The following is an 18,493-nucleotide window of genomic DNA, read 5'->3' on the forward strand; positions in this document are numbered from 1 at the left end:
GAGCGCACCCTGATCGCCGCCGAGTGCATCGGCGATGGCCGCTGGTTCACCGAGAAGTCCGCGCAGTACGCCCGCGACCGCGTGGTGTTCGGCCGCCCGATCGGGCAGAACCAGGGCGTGCAGTTCCCCATCGCCGAGGCGCATATCGAGATCGAGGCGGCCGACCTGATGCGCTGGCGCGCCTGCCAGGAATACGACAGCGGCAAGAACGCCGGCGCTGCCGCCAACATGGCCAAGTACCTGGCCGCCAAGGCCAGCTGGGAAGCCGCCAACGCCTGCCTGCAGACCCACGGCGGTTTCGGCTTCGCCAACGAATACGACGTCGAGCGCAAGTTCCGCGAGACCCGTCTGTACCAGGTGGCGCCGATCTCCACCAACCTGATCCTGTCCTACGTGGCCGAGCACCTGCTCGAACTGCCGCGTTCCTTCTGAGCCGGGACGAGAAGAACAATGAACAATACCCACGCCCTTGCCGAGTTCCTTGCCGGCCTGCGTTACGAAGACCTGCCCACGGCCGTGGTCGAGTACACCGAGGAGCTGTTCCTCGACTGGCTCGGCTCGGCCCTGGCCAGCCAGAACCGCCACCCGATCCCGCTGTTCCAGCGCTACGCCCAGCGCATGGGCCCGGCCAGGGGCAAGAGCCGCGTGCTGGTGGACGGCACCTCGACCTCGGCGTACTTCGCTGCGCTGGTCAATGGCGCCAGCTCGCACCTGGTGGAGCAGGACGACCTGCACAACAGCTCGGTGCTGCACCCGGCCACCGTGGTCTTCCCGGCGGCCCTGGCGGCCGCGCAGGAGCTGGGCAAGTCCGGCCGCGAACTGATCCTCGCCAGCGTCGCCGGCTACGAGGCGGGCATCCGCATCGGCGAGTTCCTCGGCCGTTCGCACTACCGCATCTTCCACACCACCGCCACGGTCGGCACCCTGGCCGCCGCGGTGGCCGTGGGCAAGCTGCTGGGCCTGGACAGCCGGCAGTTCGTCAACTGCCTGGGCAGCGCCGGCACCCAGGCCGCCGGGCTCTGGGAATTCCTCCGCGACGCCGCCGACTCCAAGCAGCTGCACACTGCCAAGGCCGCCGCTGACGGCCTGCTCGCCGCCTACCTGACGGCCGATGGCCTGACTGGCGCGCAGAACATCCTCGAAGGCGAGCAGGGCATGGCTGCCGGCATGTCCAGCGACGCCGACCCGAGCCGTCTGGTGGATGGCCTGGGTACCCGCTGGGCGCTCTGCGAGACCTCCTACAAGTTCCACGCCTCCTGCCGCCACACCCATCCCGCCGCCGATGCGCTGCTGGGCCTGATGCAGCGCGAAGGGCTCAAGCATGGCGACATCGCCCAGGTCACCACCCGCGTGCACCAGGGCGCCATCGACGTGCTCGGCCGCGTAGTCGTGCCGCAGACGGTGCACCAGGCAAAGTTCTCCATGGGCACCGTGCTGGGCCTGATCGCCGTGCACGGCAAGGCCGGTCTGGTGGAGTTCGAGGAATTCTCCCTGAGCGACGCCGAGGTATCGGCGTTCCGCGAGAAGGTCAGCATGCAGCTCGATGCGGAAGTGGACGGCGCCTACCCGCGGCGCTGGCTTGGCCGCGTCGACGTGCTCACCACTGACGGCCGCCAGCTGCATGGCGCCATCGACGAGCCCAAGGGCGATCCGGGCAATGGCCTGAGCCGCGCCGAACTGGAAGACAAGTTCCGCCGCCTGCTGGCCTTCGCCGGCCAGCGCAGCGAGGCCGAGGCGGATCGTCTGGTGCAGGCCAGCTGGGCTCTGCACCAGTTGCCGAACCTCGACGACTTCCACTGATAGCGCTTTCCGGGCGGTCAAACCGCCCGTTCCCACCGAATCGTAGCGTCGGCCGGCCGGCCGGCGTCTGGAGTTGCCCATGAGTTCGCGTCCCCTCGACGGCATCACCGTCATCAGTCTGGAACACGCCATCGCCGCGCCGTTCTGCACCCGCCAGCTGGCCGATCTCGGCGCCCGCGTGATCAAGGTCGAACGCCCCGGCGTCGGTGATTTCGCCCGTGGCTATGACGAGCGCGTGCGCGGCCTGGCCTCGCACTTCGTCTGGACCAACCGCTCCAAGGAAAGCCTGTCCCTGGACCTCAAGCAGGAGCCGGCCCAGGCCGTATTGGAGCAACTGCTGGAAAGCGCCGACGTGCTGGTGCAGAACCTCGCGCCGGGCGCCGCTGCGCGCCTGGGGTTGTCGTTCGAGGCGCTGCACGAGCGCTTCCCGCGGCTGATCGTCTGCGACATTTCCGGCTACGGCGAAGGCGGCCCCTATGAGCAGAAGAAGGCCTACGACCTGCTGATCCAGAGCGAGAGCGGCTTCCTCTCGGTGACCGGCGGGCCGGGCGCCGACGAGATGGCCAAGGCCGGCTGCTCGATTGCCGACATTTCCGCCGGCATGTACGCCTACAGCGGCATCCTTTCCGCGCTGCTGCTGCGTGGCCGCACGGGGGAGGGCAGCCGCGTCGAGGTGTCGATGCTCGAAGGCATGGCCGAATGGATGGGCTTCCCGATGTACTACGCCTTCGAAGACCAGTCGCAGCCACCGCGCGCCGGTGCCGCCCACGCCACCATCTATCCCTACGGGCCGTTCCCCACCGGCGATGGCGGCAGCGTCATGCTCGGCGTGCAGAACGAGCGCGAGTGGAAGCTGTTCTGCGAAGTGGTCCTGCAGCGTCCGGAGCTGGCGGTCGACCCGCGTTTCACCGCGACCAGCCTGCGCGTGGCCAACCGCGATGCCCTGCGTGGGCTGATCGTCGAAGCCTTCGCCAGCCTTGGCGCCGAGCAGGTGGTCGAACGCCTGGAGCAGGCGCAGATCGCCAACGCCCACGTCAACGACATGCGTGGGCTGTGGCAGCACCCGCAGCTGGCCGCCCGCGACCGCTGGCGTGAAATCGACAGCCCGGCCGGTCGCCTGCCGGCATTGCTGCCGCCGGTGAACAGCAACGCCTATGCACCGCGCATGGATGGCGTGCCGGCTTTAGGTCAGCAGACCGATGACATATTGAAGGAACTGGGTTATACCCCCGGTGATATCCAGCGCCTGCACGAGCAGGGTGCGGTATGACCCAGGAGAACCCAATGATTCAGCAAAGCCCGGTGGATTCCATCGTCCGCACCGCGCTGTTCGTCCCCGGCAGCCGTCCGGAGCGCTTCGCCAAGGCCCTGGCCAGCGGCGCCGACGCGGTGATCGTCGACTTCGAGGACGCCGTCGAGGCGTCGCTCAAGGCCCAGGCCCGTGACAACCTGGAGGCCTACCTCGACGCCAACCCGGAGGCCCGCGTGCGGGTGCGGGTGAACGCCGCCGGCGATCCGGAGCAGGCCGCCGATCTTGAACTCTGCCGACGCCTGCCGGGCGTCATCGGCATCCTGCTGCCCAAGGCCGAGCGGGCGATGCAGGTGCGCATTGCCGCCTCCTGCGGCAAGCCGGTCTGGCCGCTCATCGAGAGCGCCCGTGGCCTGCTCGCGCTGGGCGAAATCGCTGCCTGCGAGGGTGTGGAGCGCCTGACCTTCGGCGGCCTCGACCTGGCGCTGGACATCGGCATGAGCAGCGGTACCCAGGCTGCCGCCGTGGTCTACGACCAGGTGCGCCTGAGCCTGCTGCTGCATTCGCGGGTAAACGACCTGCAGCCGCCGCTGGATACCGTGTTCCCGGCTTTCGACGACGCCGAAGGCTTCGCCGCGACCATCCGCCATGGCCGTGACCTCGGCCTGCTCGGTGCGCTGTGCATTCATCCCAAACAGGTGGGTGTCGCCCATGCGGCGCTGGCCCCGAGCGGCGATGAGCTGGACTGGGCACGGCGCGTGGCGGCTGCCGCCGAGAGTGGTGCGGCGGCCTTCCAGGTCGACGGGCAGATGGTCGACGCCCCGGTGCTGGGCCGCGCCCGCCGGTTGCTGGCCAGCGCGGGCGACTGACGGCCTCTTTATCGCTCTCTGAAATTCCGCGCCTGGGTTTCCCCTCTCCCTAACCCTGGCTACGCGCCCCGCTCCGAAGGGAGAGGGGACTGGATCGGCACCAGTGGGAACCGTGGCGTCAGTCGGCACGGATAGCCCCCTCTCCCTTCAGGGAGAGGGCGGGGGGAGAGGGCGGGGCCGGGCGTCCAGCCCTCATCCCTGTTCACGAATCCCGTGCCTTTGTGCTGGGACACCCGGCCGCTCCTGCAGGGGAATACCAGCGCGCAGGTCGGACTCGCGCTGTTCAGCTCAATCCAGCAACCCCCGCGCCCTTGCAATCGCCACGGCCTCGGTACGCCCCTGGGCGCCGAGCTTGGCGTTGATGTTGCGCAGATGGGATTTCACGGTGAATTCGGAGAGGAACATCTTCTCGGCGATCACCTTGTTCCGGTGCCCGGCCGCCAGCAGGCGGATCACCTGGATCTCGCGGGTGGTCAGGCCCTCGCCGGCAGCACCGGGCGTCTGGCCGTTATTCGGCGTCTCGCCGTGGCCGACGAAGCGCTGCAGCAGGGTGGTGAGGAAGCGCGGCTCGATCCCCAGCGCCCGCGACTGCGCCTGGTGCGGTACGGCCCAGCGTTGCAGCAGACTGCCCAGGCGCGGGCCCTCGTCGAGGAAGGTGCGCATGAAGCCCTCGTGGCTGGCGAAGCGCAGTGCTTCGCTGAGCGCCTCGAAGGACTCCTCGGTGCGCTCCAGCGCGCCGAGCGCCAGTGCGTGCAGCAGGCGCAGCTTGAGTTCGCGGCGATGGTGCTGGCGGGCGTTGGCCTCGGCCATGGCTTCGCGCAGCTCGCGCTCGGTGTCCTCGCAGTCGCCCTGGGCGATGCGCAGGCGGAAGCGGGCGATGCTCGGGGTGTCCACGTCGTTGCCGTGCAGCAGGATGCCCGGCCGCTCCCAGTCGCCATGCAGTTCCGCGTAACGCAGCGACTGGCGCGCCGATTCCAGGCGATTCTCCAGGGTTGCCGCGCGGGCACGCTCCAGCCAGGCCGAGCAGATCACCCGCGCCGAGCCGGACTGCTGGCCGATCTGTTCCAGGTCCGCCAGCAGGCGCAGCCAGGCGTCGCGGTCGCCCTTGAGCAGGGCGACGCGGGCCAGCAGCACATGGCAGGAAATCAGCGAATCCGGCGGGCTGCTTTCCTTGGCGTGGGGCAGGACCTCGCCCAGCAGCTGCTCCACTTCGTCCAGCGCGTCGGTTTCGTAGAGGGCGATGGACAGGGTGATCTCCAGCGACGGCCGCCCGGCGAGGATCTTCTCCGCGCCGCCCGCGATCTGCGTCGGGAAGGCCGCCTGCAGGCGCGCCACGGCATTGCCCAGGCGCCCCTGGATCATATCCAGCGCGCCCTCCAGGCAACTGGCGACGCTGCCCATGGATTGGGTGCGGCTCTGCGAGCAGCGCAGGATGGCCCGCGACAGCAGGCGCCGCGCCTCCTCGTAACGGCCGGTGGAAACCAGGCTGTAGCCCAGGCAGTTGGCGATCACACCGTACTGGAACTGCTCGTCATCGGGGATCCGTGAAATATGCGCCAGGCCCGCCTCGCAGCAGGCTTCCACCTGGTCGGTGAGGGCGAACAGCAGGCAGCGGATGGTTTCCGCTTCCAGCGCCAATGGTTGCTCGCCGTCTTCGGTGGCGCCATGGATCAGCGCGATGCTGGCCAGGGCGTCGCTGTAGCGGCGGTGCAGGGCCAGGGTCCAGGAGTAGCCCAGGCAGAGGTTCGGGTAGCGCTGCAGGGTCTGCGGCGGAATCTGGTCGAGCCAGCGCAGCAGCAGACGCGAGCGGCCCACGTCCATGAATTCGCCGACATGCCGGGTCAGATGCAGCGCGGCCTCGTCGCGGGCGCCGGCCTGCAGCAGGTGATCGATGGCCGGCACCGGGCGCTGCTCGGCCAGGTACCACTGCGCCGCCAGCTGGTGCAGCCGCGCGGCCTGGCCGGGGTAGTAGCGCTGCAGGGCATCGCGCAGGTAGCTGGCGAACAGACTGTGGTAGCGGAACCACTGGTGTTCGCTGTCCAGCGGGAACAGGAACAGGTTGGCGCGTTCCAGGTAGGCGAGCATCTCCTGGCCGTCCTGCCCGCCGGTGACGGCATTGCACAGCGGTACGCTGAGCTGGTCGAGCACGCTGGTGAGCAGAAGGAACTGCCGGCAGGCCTCGCTTTGCCGCGCCAGGATGTCCTCGGTCAGGTACTCGGCCAGCTCCAGGTTGCTGCCGGAGAAGCTGGAGACGAAGGCCGCGTGGTCATTGCGCCCCTGCAGCGACAGGCTGGCGAGATAGATGGCGGTGATCCAGCCCTCGGTGCAGCGGTAGAGCGTGGCGATCTCGGCGTCACGCAGCGGCAGCTCGCGCTTGTCGCGGATGAAGCGCGTCGCCTCTTCGAGGGAGAAACGCAGCGCGCCGGGGTTGAACTCCAGCAGCTGGCCACGGGCGCGGATGCGCCCCAGGCCGATGTCCGGGGTCGAGCGCGAGGCCAGTACCAGCACGCCGCAGGGCGGCAGGGTGTCGATCAGTTGCTGGACGAAGTTGAGCACCGCCGGGTTGTGGAGCGCCTCGAACTCGTCCAGCAGCAGGGCGAAGGGGCGGGTGCGGTCGGAGAGTTCTTCCAGCAGCGTCTGCATCTGCTGGGACAGGCCCTGCGGCTCGGCGGTCGGCGTGGCGTCGAGTTGGCACAGGCCGTTGCCGAGGTGCGCGACGAAGCGCTGCAGGTCGTTGTCCGCTGCATCCAGATTGAGCCAGAGCACCTGGCGCTCCTGGGCCAGGCAGCGCTCGCGGTACTGCTGCAGGAGGGTCGTCTTGCCGAAGCCGGCGGCAGCGCGGATCAGGATCAGCCGCGCGCTGGACTGCTCCATCTGCTCCAGCAGGTGCTGGCGGGGCAGGTGGCTGGCGGACACCGACGGGGTGGCGAACTTGCTCGACAGGATGCGCGGCGGCGCGGCGGTCCCGGTGGCAGAGGGGGCGGAAAACTGGGCAGACATGGCAACTCCGCGGGCCGGTCCTGTGGCTGCGCTGGGCGCGCCGCCGGCTCATTTGTTTTTCTATGTGGCGGCATCTTGCCACGGCCGGCGGCGGGATCGCAGTCGTCCATTCGAACTACTCGGCAGTTTGAGGCACGTCCGAGCCCCGTGATTCGCCCCGCGCGGACTAGTCCGTGTTTCGTCCGTTCGATCCATTGTTGCCCGCTGGCCCGTCGCTAGGCTGGGGTGCCGCCGGATATCCCGGCGCTTGCACAGCCAGACAGGAGCGATGCGATGGCGGGCCCGCTGACGGGATTGAAGGTAATCGAGATGGTCGGCCTGGGGCCGGCACCGTTCTGCGCCATGCTGCTGGCCGACATGGGCGCCGAGGTGATTCGCGTGCAACGCCCCGGCCAGGCGCTGGGCGAGCGGGCGCGTTTCGATGTGCTCGGCCGTGGCCGCCGCGCCGTCGCCCTGGACCTGCGCCAGAGCGAAGGGGTGGAAACCCTGCTGCAACTGGCGGAGGGCGCCGACGCGCTGATCGAGGGTTTCCGCCCCGGCGTGATGGAGCGTCTGGGCCTGGGTCCGGAGCAGTGCCTGCAGCGCAATCCACAACTGGTCTACGGCCGCATGACCGGCTGGGGCCAGAGCGGCCCGCTGGCCCAGGCCGCCGGCCACGACATCAACTACATCGCCCTGGCCGGCGCACTGCACGCCATCGGCCGGCCCGGGGAGAAGCCGGTGGTGCCGCACAACTACATCGGCGACTTCGGCGGCGGCGGCATGCTGCTGGGTTTCGGCGTGCTCTGCGCGCTGCTGGAGGCTCAGCGCTCCGGCAAGGGGCAAGTCGTCGACGCCGCCATGACCGACGGCACCGCGCTGCTCTCGGCGATGATGTACGGCTTCCGTGCGGGCGGCCGCCTGAGCGATGAGCGCGGCGCCAACCTGCTCGACGGCGGCGCGCACTTCTACGACACCTACGCCTGTGCTGACGGCCGCTTCATCGCCCTGGGCGCCATCGAGCCGCAGTTCTACGCCGAGCTGTTGCAGCGCTGTGGTATCGACGACCCGCAGTTCCAGCAGCAGATGGATCCGCGTCAGTGGCCGCAGCTCAAGGCCAAGCTCACCGCGCTGTTCCTCCAGCGCAGCCGCGCCCAGTGGTGCGAGCTGCTCGAAGGCAGCGACGCCTGCTTCGCCCCGGTGCTGGACTGGGCCGAGGCCGCCGAGCACCCGCACAACCGCGAACGCGGCACCTACCTCGAACTGGGCGGCGTCCTGCAGCCGGCACCAGCGCCGCGTTTCAGCCGCACCCCGGCCGCCACGCCGACGCCGGCAGCGGGCGAACCCCAGAGCGAAGCCGTGCTGCGCGACTGGGGACTGAGTGACGAACGCATCGCCGACCTGCAGCAGGCCGGCGTCATCTGAACCCGCTTCAGCAGCGGCAAACGCACAACAACAAGAAAGGTGAACCCATGGAACGCTTGTACGAATACATCGTGGTAGGCGCCGGCTCGGCCGGTTGCGCAGTGGCCGGGCGGCTGGCCGATGCCGGCTGCAAGGTGGCACTGCTGGAAACCGGCGGCCACGACCACCACGGCAAGGTCACGGTGCCGGTGGGGCTGGTCCTGACCATCCCGCGCAAGGGTGACTACAACTACGCCTACGAAAGCACCGCACAACCGAGCCTGGCCGGTCGCGCCAGCTACCTGCCGCGCGGTCGCGGGCTGGGCGGCAGCTCCTCGATCAACGGCATGCTCTACCTGCGCGGTACGCCTTCGGACTATGACGGCTGGGCCGCTGCCGGCTGCGAAGGCTGGAGCTGGAAAGAGGTGCTGCCGTACTTCAAGCGCGCCGAGAACAACGAGCGCGCCGCCGGCAAGGACGACGCGCTGCACGGTGGCAGCGGCCCGCTGCACGTCACCGATCCGCGCTCGCCGTGTTCCTGGGCGCGCCACTTCATCGAGGCGGCGGCCAGCGCCGGCCACGCCTACAACCACGATTTCAACGGGCCGCAGCAGGAGGGCGTGGGTTACTTCCAGGTCACCCAGTTCAACGGCGAACGCTGGAACGCCGCACGCGCCTACCTGCACCGGGGCAATGCCGACGATGCGACGCACAACGGCGGCCGCGATAACCTGCAGGTGCTCACCGGCAGCCGGGCGCTGCGCATCCTGTTCCAGGGCACGCGCGCCACCGGCGTGCTGGTGGAGCGCGAGGGCCAGGAAGTGGCACTGCATGCCTCGCGGGAAGTGATCGTCTGCGCCGGCAGCCTGGTCTCGCCACAACTGCTGATGGTGTCCGGCATCGGCCCGGCCGCGCACCTGCGGCAACTGGGCATCGCGCCGCTGCACGACGCACCCGAGGTGGGGCAGAACCTGCAGGAGCACCCGGACCTGATCCTGCACAAGCGCCTCTTCAGCACCGACCTGTTCGGCGTGACCGTGCGCGGCGCCCTCAGTTACCTGGGGCAGTGGCGCAAGTACAAGCGCGAGCGCGGCGGCCTGTTCACCCGCACCTTCACCGAGGCCGGGGCCTTCCTCAAGACCGATCCGACGCTGGCCGACCCGGACATCCAGCTGCACTTCGTGATGTCCTCGGGCGACAACCACGGGCGCACCTTCCACTACGGCAGCGGCTACTCGATCCACGTCTGCGTGCTGCGCCCGCACAGCCGCGGGCAGATTCGCCTGCACAGCGCCGACATGCGCGACGACCCGCTGATCGAGCTGAACCTGCTCAAGGACGAACGCGACATGGCGACCATGCTCAAGGGCGTGAAACTGGTGCATGAAATCCTCGAGCAGCCGGTACTCACGCGCTTCGGCGGCAAACCGCTGTTCCATGGTCACCTGAAATTCGACGGCAGCGATGACGAAGCGGTGAAGCAGATGATCCGCGAGCACTGCGACAACGTTTACCACCCGGTGGGCAGCTGCCGGATGGGTGGCGACGAGCAGTCGGTGGTCGACCCGCAGCTGCGCGTGCGCGGCGTCCAGGGCCTGCGCGTGGCGGACGCCTCGGTGATCCCGCTGCAGGTAGGCGGCAACACCAACGCGCCGACCATCATGGTCGGCGAGAAGTGCGCCGACCTGCTGCTGGCCGAGCGCAACGACGCCCAGCTGGGCCGCGCCGCATCGCTGGGTGAACTGCAGCCCAGCTGATACGAAGGTTGTACGGGGGAAGGGCCGGGCGGCTTCGGGCGCCCGGCCCTTTTTGGTTCCAGGGTTTTTGCCTTGGCGTAGTGGATTGGCATCGCTCCCTCTCCCCAGCCCTCTCCCTGAAGGGAGAGGGGGTCGTCCGGTGCACGGCAATGGATCGGCCTCAGCCGGTAGCGACAGGCGAGCTCCTGAGCGGCGATTGACTCAGGACAGTCCCCTCTCCCTTCGGAGCGGGGCGCGCAGCCAGGGTTAGGGAGAGGGCAGGGCTTCAAGCCGCGTCCCATGCCCGTGATCGCTGTCCCCCAACGCACTAGTCCCTTCGAACCACCCGCCAAACCACCGCAGCTTCATCCCTTCGACCGACGCCGCGCCAAACGCCGCTCCCTAGTATCGAACTCACAAGAACAACATCGATTGGAGACCTGCCATGTACCTGACCCAAGGCCTGCAACGCATGCTGCAGCAGGACCCGGACCACGTCGCGACCATCTTCCGCGGCCGCACGCGGACCTTCCGCGAGCAGGGCGAGCGCGTCTCGCGCCTGGCCGCGGCCCTGCAGGCGCTGGGCATGCGCAATGGCGACCGGGTCGGCATGCTCGCCCTGAACTCGGATCGCTACCTGGAGTACATGCTCGCCACCTGGTGGGGCGGCGGCGTGCTCAACCCGGTGAACATCCGCTGGAGCGTGCCGGAGATCGTCTACTCGCTGGACGACTGCCAGACCGAAATCCTGCTGATCGACGACCACTTCCTGCATCTGGCCGAAGGCATCCGCGCCGGCGCCAGGAGCGCGCCCGTGCTGATCCACGTCGGTGACGGCGCGGCGCCCGAGGGCATGCATTCCTTCGAAGGCCTGATCGCCAGCCACGAGCCCATCGCCGACGTCCTGCGCGGCGGCAACGACCTCGCATCGATCATGTACACCGGCGGCACCACCGGCCTGCCCAAGGGCGTGATGCAGTCGCACCTGAACCTCTGGTCTTCCGCCGTGGCGCGCATGGCCGAGTTCCCCGCCGAAGACGACTCGCGCACCCTGCACGCCGCGCCGATGTTCCACACCGCCGCGATGGCGCGCTGCCTGAGCCAGGTGATCGGCGGCTACGTCAACGTGTTCATCCCGATGTTCGACCCGCTGGAAGTGCTGCAGACCATCGAGCGCGAGCGCATCAACGAGATGCTGCTGGTGCCGACCATGCTGCAGGCGGTGATCAACCACCCGGACTTCGAGCGCCACGACCTGTCCTGTCTCAAGCGTATGGCCTACGGCGCCTCGCCGATTTCCCTGCCGGTGCTGGAGCAGGCGCTGGCCAAGTTCCCCGGCATCGCCTTCATGCAGGCCTACGGCATGACCGAGACCTCGCCGGTGATTTCGGTGAGCCCGGACTGGACCCACCAGGCCGAGGGCATCGCCAGCGGCCTGGTGCGCAGCGCCGGGCGCGGTGGCTTCGGCGGCCTGGTGAAGATCGTCGACGAGGAGGGCAACGAAGTCCCCCGTGGCGTGGTCGGCGAGATCATCGTCTGCGGCCCCAACGTCATGCTCGGCTACTGGAACCGCCCGGAGGAGACCGCCAGGACCCTGCGCAACGGCTGGCTGCACACCGGCGACGGCGCCTACATGGACGAGCGCGGCTTCCTGTTCATCGTCGACCGCCTCAAGGACATGATCGTCACCGGCGGCGAGAACGTGTACTCCGCCGAGGTCGAGAACGTCGTGGCCCGCCACCCGTCCGTGCAGAGCTGCGCGGTGATCGGCATCCCCCACGAGCGCTGGGGCGAGGCGGTGCACGCGGTGGTCGTGCTGCACGCCGGCAGCGACGTCTGCTCCGACGACATCCGCGCCCACTGCGCCCAGCACATCGCCGGCTACAAGTGCCCGAAATCCGTCGAGTTCGTTGCCGCGCTGCCGCTCTCGGCGGCCGGCAAGGTGCTCAAGCGCGACCTCCGCGCTCCCTACTGGAAAGACCAGAACCGCGCCGTCAACTGACGGCGCGCGACACGCCCATCCCCAAGGAGAAACTCATGAGCAATAAAGTAGTGGTGGCCGGGGTCGGCATGATCCCCTTTACCAAGCCGGGCCAGAGCGACGAGTACCACATCATGGGCGCCAATGCGGCCAAGGCCGCGCTGGCCGACGCCGGCATCGACTATGCGCTGGTACAGCAGGCCTACGTGGGCTACGTCTACGGCGACTCCACCTGCGGCCAGGCGGCGGTCTACGGCGTCGGCCTGACCGGCATCCCGGTGGTCAACGTCAACAACAACTGCGCCACCGGCTCCACTGCGCTGTTCCTGGCACGCCAGGCGGTGGAAAGCGGCGCCGTCGAGTGCGCCATCGCTCTGGGCTTCGAACAGATGGTCCCCGGCGCGCTGAAGGGCGCCTATACCGACCGCACCGGCCCGATGGACCGCTTCGCCAAGACCATGACCCAGGTGCAGGGCTTCGACGAGGCCGCGCCGCGCGCCGCGCAGTTCTTCGGCGGCGCCGGCCGCGCCTACATGAAGGAATACGGCATCAGCCGCGAAGTCTTCGCCCGCATCCGCGTCAAAGCCAGCCAGCACGCCGCGCGCAACCCGCTGGCGGTGTTCCGCAACGTGGTCAGCGTCGATGAAGTGATGGCCTCGCCGATGATCTTCGACCCGCTGACCCGCCTGCAGTGCTGCCCGCCGACCTGTGGTGCGGCCGCCGCCATCGTCTGCACCGAGGCCTTCGCGAAGAAGCATGGCCTGCGCACCGACGTGGTGATCGCCGCCCAGGCCATGACCACCGACCGCAACAGCACCTTCGACGAAGGCGACATGCGCAAGGTCGTCGGCTACGACATGACCCGCAATGCCGCCAACATCGTGTACGAGAAGGCCGGCGTCGGCCCGCAGGACATCCAGGTGGTCGAGCTGCACGACTGCTTCACCGCCAACGAGCTGATCACCTACGAAGGCCTGATGCTGACCCCCGAGGGCAGCGCCGAGAAATTCATCCTCGACGGCGACAACACCTACGGCGGCCGCATCGTCACCAACCCCTCCGGCGGCCTGCTCTCCAAGGGCCACCCGCTGGGCGCCACCGGCCTGGCCCAGTGCTTCGAGCTGACCCGCCAGCTGCGCGGGACCGCCGACGCCACCCAGGTGGAAGGCGCGCGCTTCGCCCTGCAGCACAACCTGGGCCTGGGCGGCGCCTGCGTCGTCACCCTGTTCCAGCGCCAGTAACCGGGGAGCCGCGAGCATGATCGACAAGAGCCATATCGGCGCGGTGGTCTCCAGCCACACGCAACTGGTCGAGGCAGGGCGCCTGCGCTTCTTCGCCAAGGCCACCGGCCAGACGGATGCGCGCTACAGCGACGAAACCGCCGCCCGCGACGCCGGCTACCCCGGCCTGCCGGTGCCGCCGACCTTCCTCTTCTGCCTGGACATGGAAGCCGGCGGCTCGGGTTCGGTGCTCAAGCGCCTGAACATCGACCTCGGCCGCATTCTCCATGCCGAGCAGGGCTTCACCTACCACCGCATGGCCTTCGCCGGCGAGCGCCTGAGCTTCGAGACGAAGATCGTCGACATCTACGACAAGAAGGGCGGCGCCCTGGAGTTCGTGGTGCGCGAAACCCGCGTCAGCAACGGCGCCGGCGAACTGGTGGCGGAACTGCGCAACAGCCTCGTCGTACGCAACGGATAAGGAGCCGAACGTGAACCTGAATGCCATCGCCGTCGGCGACGAATTGCCGAGCTTCACCACCGACCCGGTGAACCGCACCACCCTGGCGCTGTACTGCGGCGCCTCGGGAGACCACAACCCGATCCACGTCGACATCGACTTCGCGAAGAAGGCCGGCATGCCCGACGTGTTCGCCCACGGGATGCTGTCCATGGCCTACCTCGGCCGGCTGCTGACCAACTGGGTGGCGCAGGAGCGCCTGCGCAGCTACTCGGTGCGCTTCGCTGCGATCACCCAGCTGGGCGACGCCATCACCTGCTCCGGCCGCGTGCTGGAGAAGGACGCGGCCGCCGGCACCCTGCGCCTGGAAATCACCACCCGCAACCAGGCGGGTGAAATCAAACTGTCCGGCGAAGCCGTCGTGGCCCTGGACGCCTGAAACAGGAGAACAACAATGAACAACAAACTTGCAGGCCAGGTCGCCATCGTTTCCGGTTCCGGCCGTGGCATCGGCCGTGAAATCGCCCTCAAGCTGCACCGCGACGGCGCCGCCGTGGTGGTCAACGACCTCGACGCCGCCCCGGCCGAGGAAGTGGTCGCGCAGATCGTCGCCGAGGGTGGCCGCGCCGTCGCCTGCGTCGGCAGCGTGACTGAAAAGGACTTCGGCGAGCGCTTCGTGAACACCGCCCTGGAGGCCTTCGGCGGCCTCGATATCATCGTCAACAACGCCGGCTACACCTGGGACAACGTGATCCAGAAGATGACCGACCAGCAGTGGGACGACATCATGGAAGTCCACGTCTCCGCGCCGTTCCGCATCCTGCGCGCCGCTTCCGGGCACTTCCGCGAAGCCGCCAAGAAGGAGGCCGAGGAAGGCCGCGAGGTGTTCCGCAAGGTGGTCAACATTTCCTCCGTCTCCGGCGTGATGGGCAACCCCGGCCAGGCCAACTACTCGGCCGCCAAATCCGCGATCAACGGCCTGACCAAGGCCCTGGCCAAGGAGTGGGGCCGCTACAAGGTCTGCGTCAACAGCGTCGCCTTCGGCCTGATCGAGACCCGCCTGACCTCCGCCGCAGCGGGTGAGGGCGCCACCATCAACGTCGGTGGCCGCGAACTGAAGGTCGGCATCAGCGAGCAGATGGCGAAGAACGTCGCCGCCATGATCCCCATGGGCCGCGCCGGCACGCCGGAAGAGGCCGCCGGTAGCGTCTACCTGTTCTGCATCCCCGAGTCGAACTACGTCTCCGGCCAGGTGCTGGTTGTCGGCGGCGGTCGCCCCTGACCGTCCCTTTGCCGGCCGCCCCGTGCGGCCGGCCGTCTTATACCGATCGTTTCCCGAATCGTCTGCCGAGGAGCCGCCATGAGCGCCACTCAATCGCCGTGGATCACCGACGACCTGGTGATCTTCCAGGACTCCATCCGCCGCTTCATCGCCAACGAACTGGTGCCCCATGAAGAGCGCTGGTGGAAGCAGCAGTACATCGACCGCGACATCTGGCTGAAGGCCGGCGAGTTCGGCATGCTGCTGCCGAGCATCCCCGAACAGTACGGCGGCGGTGGCGGCACCTTCGCCCACGACGCCATCGTCACCCTGGAACAGAGCCGGGCGATGTGCTCCAGCCTGGGCACCAACGTGCACAGCGGCATCGTCGCGCACTACCTGCTGCGCTACGCCAGCGAAGAGCAGAAGCTCGACTGGCTGCCGAAGATGGCCCGCGGCGAGATGGTGGGTGCCATCGCCATGTCCGAGCCGGGCGCCGGCTCCGACCTGCAGGCGATCAAGACCCGCGCCGTGCGTGATGGCGACGAGTACGTGATCAACGGCTCGAAGACCTTCATCACCAACGGCTACCACGCCGACCTCATCCTGGTGGTGGCCAAGACCGACCCGGAGAAGGGCGCCAAGGGCACCTCGATCATCGTCATCGAGACCAGGGACCTGCCCGGCTTCCGCCGCGGCCGCATCCTGGAAAAGATCGGCCAGAAGGGCCAGGACACCACCGAACTGTTCTTCGACGACGTGCGTGTGCCGGCCAGCAACCTGCTCGGCCCGGAGGAGGGCAAGGGCTTCATCCAGCTGATGCAGCAACTGCCCCAGGAACGCATGATCATCGCCCTCGGCGCGCTGGCCACCATGGAGCGCGCGGTGGCCGAGACGGTGGAGTATGTGCGCAGCCGCAAGGTGTTCGGCCAGACCCTGCTGGACCTGCAGAACACCCGCTTCAAGCTCGCCGAGTGCCAGAGCACCGCCGTCATTGCCCGCGCCTTCGTCGACGACTGCATGGTCAAGGTGCTCAAGGGCGAGCTGTCCGGCGAGACCGCAGCCATCGCCAAGTGGTGGAGCACCGAGCAGAACTGCAAGGTGATCGACGAGTGCCTGCAGCTGCACGGCGGCTACGGCTACATGCTCGAGTACCCCATTGCGCGGATGTACGCCAACGCCCGGGTGGGCCGCATCTTCGGCGGCTCCAACGAAATCATGAAGGAAATCATCGCCCGCACCCTGTGATGCGGGTGGGCCGGGCCGCTGCGTGCGGTCCGGCCATTCCCGCCGGGATGCCCGCCGCGAGGTACGCATGTCGAGCACCGAACTCTCCATCGAAGACGGACTGGCGCGCCTGACGCTGGCCAGCCCGGAACGCAGGAACGCGCTGTCCACGGCGATGGTCGCCGAACTGATCGACGCGCTCACTGAGCTGCGGCGCAACCCGGAAGTACGCGCGTTGCTGCTTTGCGGCGCTGGCGGGGCGTTCTGCTCCGGCGGCGACGTCAGCAGCATGGGCGGCACGCCCGAAGCCGGCGCGGTGCGCATGCGCATGGCGGAAACCAACCGCCTGCTCGCCGCCCTGGCGGACTTCGATCGCCCGGTGGTCGCATTGGTGGACGGCGTGGCCTACGGCGCCGGCTTCAGCCTGGCGCTGGCTGCCGACTTCGTCATTGCCAGCGAGCGCGCCCGCTTCTGCATGGCCTTCGCCCGCATCGGCCTGGTGCCGGACCTGGCAGCCTCCTGGCTGCTGCCGCGCCTGGTGGGCATGCAGCGCGCCCGCGAGATCATCTATTCCGCCCGCGAGATCGGCGCCGCCGAGGCCGTGCAGCTGGGCATCGCCCTGGAGCGGCATGAAGGCCAGCGCGCCGTTGAACGCGCCGAGGAACTGGCCCGGGCCCTGGCAGAGATGTCGCCCCCGGCCTTCGCCATGAGCAAGCGCCTGCTGGCCCGCAGTTTCGAGAATGACCTGGCGACCCAGCTCGACGCCGAAGCTGCCGCCCAGGCCGTGGCGCTCACTTCCAGCTACGTGAAGGAGGCCTCCGCGCGCTTCCTGCGCAAGGAAGCCCCGCAGTACCAGTGGCCGACGACCGAATAACCAGAAGAGTCCATCAGGAGACCCCCATGAGCCAGACCAGCCCCGGCGCCGCCATCCGCGCCGTGCTCGACCGTCAGCGCGCCGCGCACCTGTCCAGTGAACCGCTGAGCGCCGAGCGGCGCATCGAGCTGATCGACCGCGCCATCGGCCTGCTGGTCGATCACCAGCAGGCCATCGTCGAAGCGGTGCGCGCCGACTTCGGCCAGCGCAGCGACGACTTCTCCCGCGTGGTGGAAGTGCTCTCGCCACTGATGAGCCTGAAGCAGACCAGGGCCCAGCTGCTCGGCTGGATGCAGCCCGAGCCGCGTCACTGCGAGCGCGGCGAAGCCTGGGTGGAGTACCAGCCGCTGGGCGTGGTGGGCATCGTCACGCCGTGGAACTTCCCGGTGAACATGGTCTTCACCGGCCTCGCCGGGGTGCTGGCCGCCGGCAACCGCGCCATCATCAAGCCATCGGAATTCACCCCGCACAGCTCGGCACTGATCGCCCGGATGATCGCCTCGGTGTTCGCCGAGGACGAAGTGGCGGTGATCACCGGCGGGCCGGAAGTCGGCCAGGCGTTCTGCGCCCAGCCCTTCGACCACCTGCTGTTCACCGGCGCCACCAGCATCGGTCGCCAGGTGATGCGCGCCGCCGCCGAGAACCTGGTGCCGGTGACCCTGGAACTGGGCGGCAAGTCGCCGACCATCATTTCCCGTTCGGCCGATTTTCCGGCCGCAGTGCAGAAGATCATCGCCGGCAAGCTGCACAACGCCGGGCAGATCTGCCTGGCGCCGGACTACGTATTCGTCCCCGAGGAATCGCTGGACGATTTCATCGCCAGCGCCCGTGAAGTGATCGCGCGCATCTACCCGAGCCTGCGCGACAACCCCGACTACACCTCGGTTATCAATGTCCGCCACCAGCAGCGCCTGCAGGGCTACCTGGACGAGGCACGGGCGGCGGGCGTGGAGCTGATCGAACTGAACCCGGCCGGCGAGGACTTCGCCGCGCAAACCGGGCACAAGCTTGTGCCGACGCTGCTGCGCAACCCCGGTGACGAGCTGAAGGTGATGCAGGACGAAATCTTCGGCCCGCTGCTGCCGATCAAGCCGTACAAGACCATCGCCGAGGTGATCGACTACATCAACGCCCACCCGCGTCCGCTGGGCCTGTACTACTTCGGTGTGGATGCCGACGAGCAGGCGCTGGTGCTGCGCCGCACCACTTCCGGCGGGGTGACGATCAACGACGTGATCAAGCACGTTGGCATCGAGAGCCTGCCGTTCGGTGGTGTCGGTCCTTCGGGCATGGGCTCGTACCACGGCCGCGATGGCTTCCGCACCTTCAGCCACGCCAAGGCGGTGTTCAAGCCGGCCGACGGCCCCGACCTGATGCGTCCGCCCTACGTCGAACCGGTGCGCCAGGCCGTCGCCGCGCTGATCAGCCGCTGA

At 68.5% G+C, this 18,493-nt stretch carries 15 protein-coding genes; 14 read left to right on the plus strand and 1 reads right to left on the minus strand.

Going from position 1 to position 18,493, the window contains the following annotated elements; genetic code table 11:
* The 4 genes from J2T47_RS11395 to J2T47_RS11410 form a co-directional block, all read left to right on the plus strand.
* On the plus strand, nucleotides 1-432 hold a 432-nt coding region (locus tag J2T47_RS11395; protein ID WP_253446188.1), incomplete at its 5' end, for an acyl-CoA dehydrogenase family protein.
* Nucleotides 433-450: 18 nt separating this feature from the next.
* Nucleotides 451-1,800: an MmgE/PrpD family protein gene (locus J2T47_RS11400; RefSeq protein ID WP_253446191.1), complete on the plus strand. Its 1,350-nt coding sequence runs from the start codon at nucleotides 451-453 to the stop codon at nucleotides 1,798-1,800.
* A gap of 79 nt (nucleotides 1,801-1,879) precedes the next feature.
* The gene (locus tag J2T47_RS11405; RefSeq protein WP_253446194.1) at nucleotides 1,880-3,070 is read left to right on the plus strand and encodes a CaiB/BaiF CoA transferase family protein; all 1,191 of its coding nucleotides are present in this window, start codon (nucleotides 1,880-1,882) and stop codon (nucleotides 3,068-3,070) included.
* 14 nt (nucleotides 3,071-3,084) lie between these two features.
* Nucleotides 3,085-3,918 (plus strand): HpcH/HpaI aldolase/citrate lyase family protein, encoded by an 834-nt coding sequence (locus J2T47_RS11410; RefSeq protein ID WP_253446197.1) that lies wholly within the window; start codon nucleotides 3,085-3,087, stop codon nucleotides 3,916-3,918.
* Nucleotides 3,919-4,206: 288 nt separating this feature from the next.
* Here the strand turns inward: J2T47_RS11410 and J2T47_RS11415 are convergent, their stop codons facing one another.
* A complete protein-coding gene (locus tag J2T47_RS11415; RefSeq protein ID WP_253446200.1) occupies nucleotides 4,207-6,918 on the minus strand; it encodes a LuxR C-terminal-related transcriptional regulator in 2,712 nt (903 codons plus the stop codon).
* A gap of 273 nt (nucleotides 6,919-7,191) precedes the next feature.
* Here J2T47_RS11415 and J2T47_RS11420 point away from each other — a divergent pair, with 273 nt between their 5' ends.
* From J2T47_RS11420 to J2T47_RS11465, 10 genes are all read left to right on the plus strand, one after another.
* Complete coding sequence (locus J2T47_RS11420) at nucleotides 7,192-8,322, plus strand: CaiB/BaiF CoA transferase family protein (RefSeq protein WP_253446203.1); 1,131 nt, start codon at nucleotides 7,192-7,194, stop codon at nucleotides 8,320-8,322.
* A gap of 47 nt (nucleotides 8,323-8,369) precedes the next feature.
* Entirely contained in the window at nucleotides 8,370-10,058 is a 1,689-nt protein-coding gene (locus J2T47_RS11425) for a GMC family oxidoreductase (RefSeq protein WP_253446206.1), read from the plus strand.
* Nucleotides 10,059-10,482: 424 nt separating this feature from the next.
* A complete protein-coding gene (locus tag J2T47_RS11430; RefSeq protein WP_253446208.1) occupies nucleotides 10,483-12,039 on the plus strand; it encodes an acyl-CoA synthetase in 1,557 nt (518 codons plus the stop codon).
* A 35-nt stretch (nucleotides 12,040-12,074) separates the two neighbouring features.
* The gene (locus J2T47_RS11435) at nucleotides 12,075-13,259 is read left to right on the plus strand and encodes a lipid-transfer protein (RefSeq protein WP_253446211.1); all 1,185 of its coding nucleotides are present in this window, start codon (nucleotides 12,075-12,077) and stop codon (nucleotides 13,257-13,259) included.
* Nucleotides 13,260-13,275: 16 nt separating this feature from the next.
* Complete coding sequence (locus J2T47_RS11440; protein WP_253446214.1) at nucleotides 13,276-13,719, plus strand: MaoC family dehydratase N-terminal domain-containing protein; 444 nt, start codon at nucleotides 13,276-13,278, stop codon at nucleotides 13,717-13,719.
* 10 nt (nucleotides 13,720-13,729) lie between these two features.
* Nucleotides 13,730-14,137 carry a MaoC family dehydratase gene (locus tag J2T47_RS11445; protein WP_253446217.1) on the plus strand — a complete coding sequence of 136 codons (408 nt, stop codon included), beginning with the start codon at nucleotides 13,730-13,732 and terminating at the stop codon, nucleotides 14,135-14,137.
* 15 nt (nucleotides 14,138-14,152) lie between these two features.
* On the plus strand, nucleotides 14,153-14,980 hold the full coding sequence (locus J2T47_RS11450) for an SDR family NAD(P)-dependent oxidoreductase (protein ID WP_253446219.1): 828 nt from the start codon (nucleotides 14,153-14,155) through the stop codon (nucleotides 14,978-14,980).
* A 78-nt stretch (nucleotides 14,981-15,058) separates the two neighbouring features.
* On the plus strand, nucleotides 15,059-16,207 hold the full coding sequence (locus tag J2T47_RS11455) for an acyl-CoA dehydrogenase family protein (protein ID WP_253446222.1): 1,149 nt from the start codon (nucleotides 15,059-15,061) through the stop codon (nucleotides 16,205-16,207).
* Between the two features lie 67 nt (nucleotides 16,208-16,274).
* Complete coding sequence (locus tag J2T47_RS11460) at nucleotides 16,275-17,060, plus strand: enoyl-CoA hydratase/isomerase family protein (RefSeq protein WP_253446226.1); 786 nt, start codon at nucleotides 16,275-16,277, stop codon at nucleotides 17,058-17,060.
* 26 nt (nucleotides 17,061-17,086) lie between these two features.
* Nucleotides 17,087-18,493 (plus strand): coniferyl aldehyde dehydrogenase, encoded by a 1,407-nt coding sequence (locus J2T47_RS11465; RefSeq protein ID WP_253446229.1) that lies wholly within the window; start codon nucleotides 17,087-17,089, stop codon nucleotides 18,491-18,493.

The sequence above is a fragment of the Pseudomonas nitroreducens genome, assembly GCF_024170165.1.
In the GTDB taxonomy this organism is placed as follows: domain Bacteria; phylum Pseudomonadota; class Gammaproteobacteria; order Pseudomonadales; family Pseudomonadaceae; genus Pseudomonas; species Pseudomonas nitroreducens_C.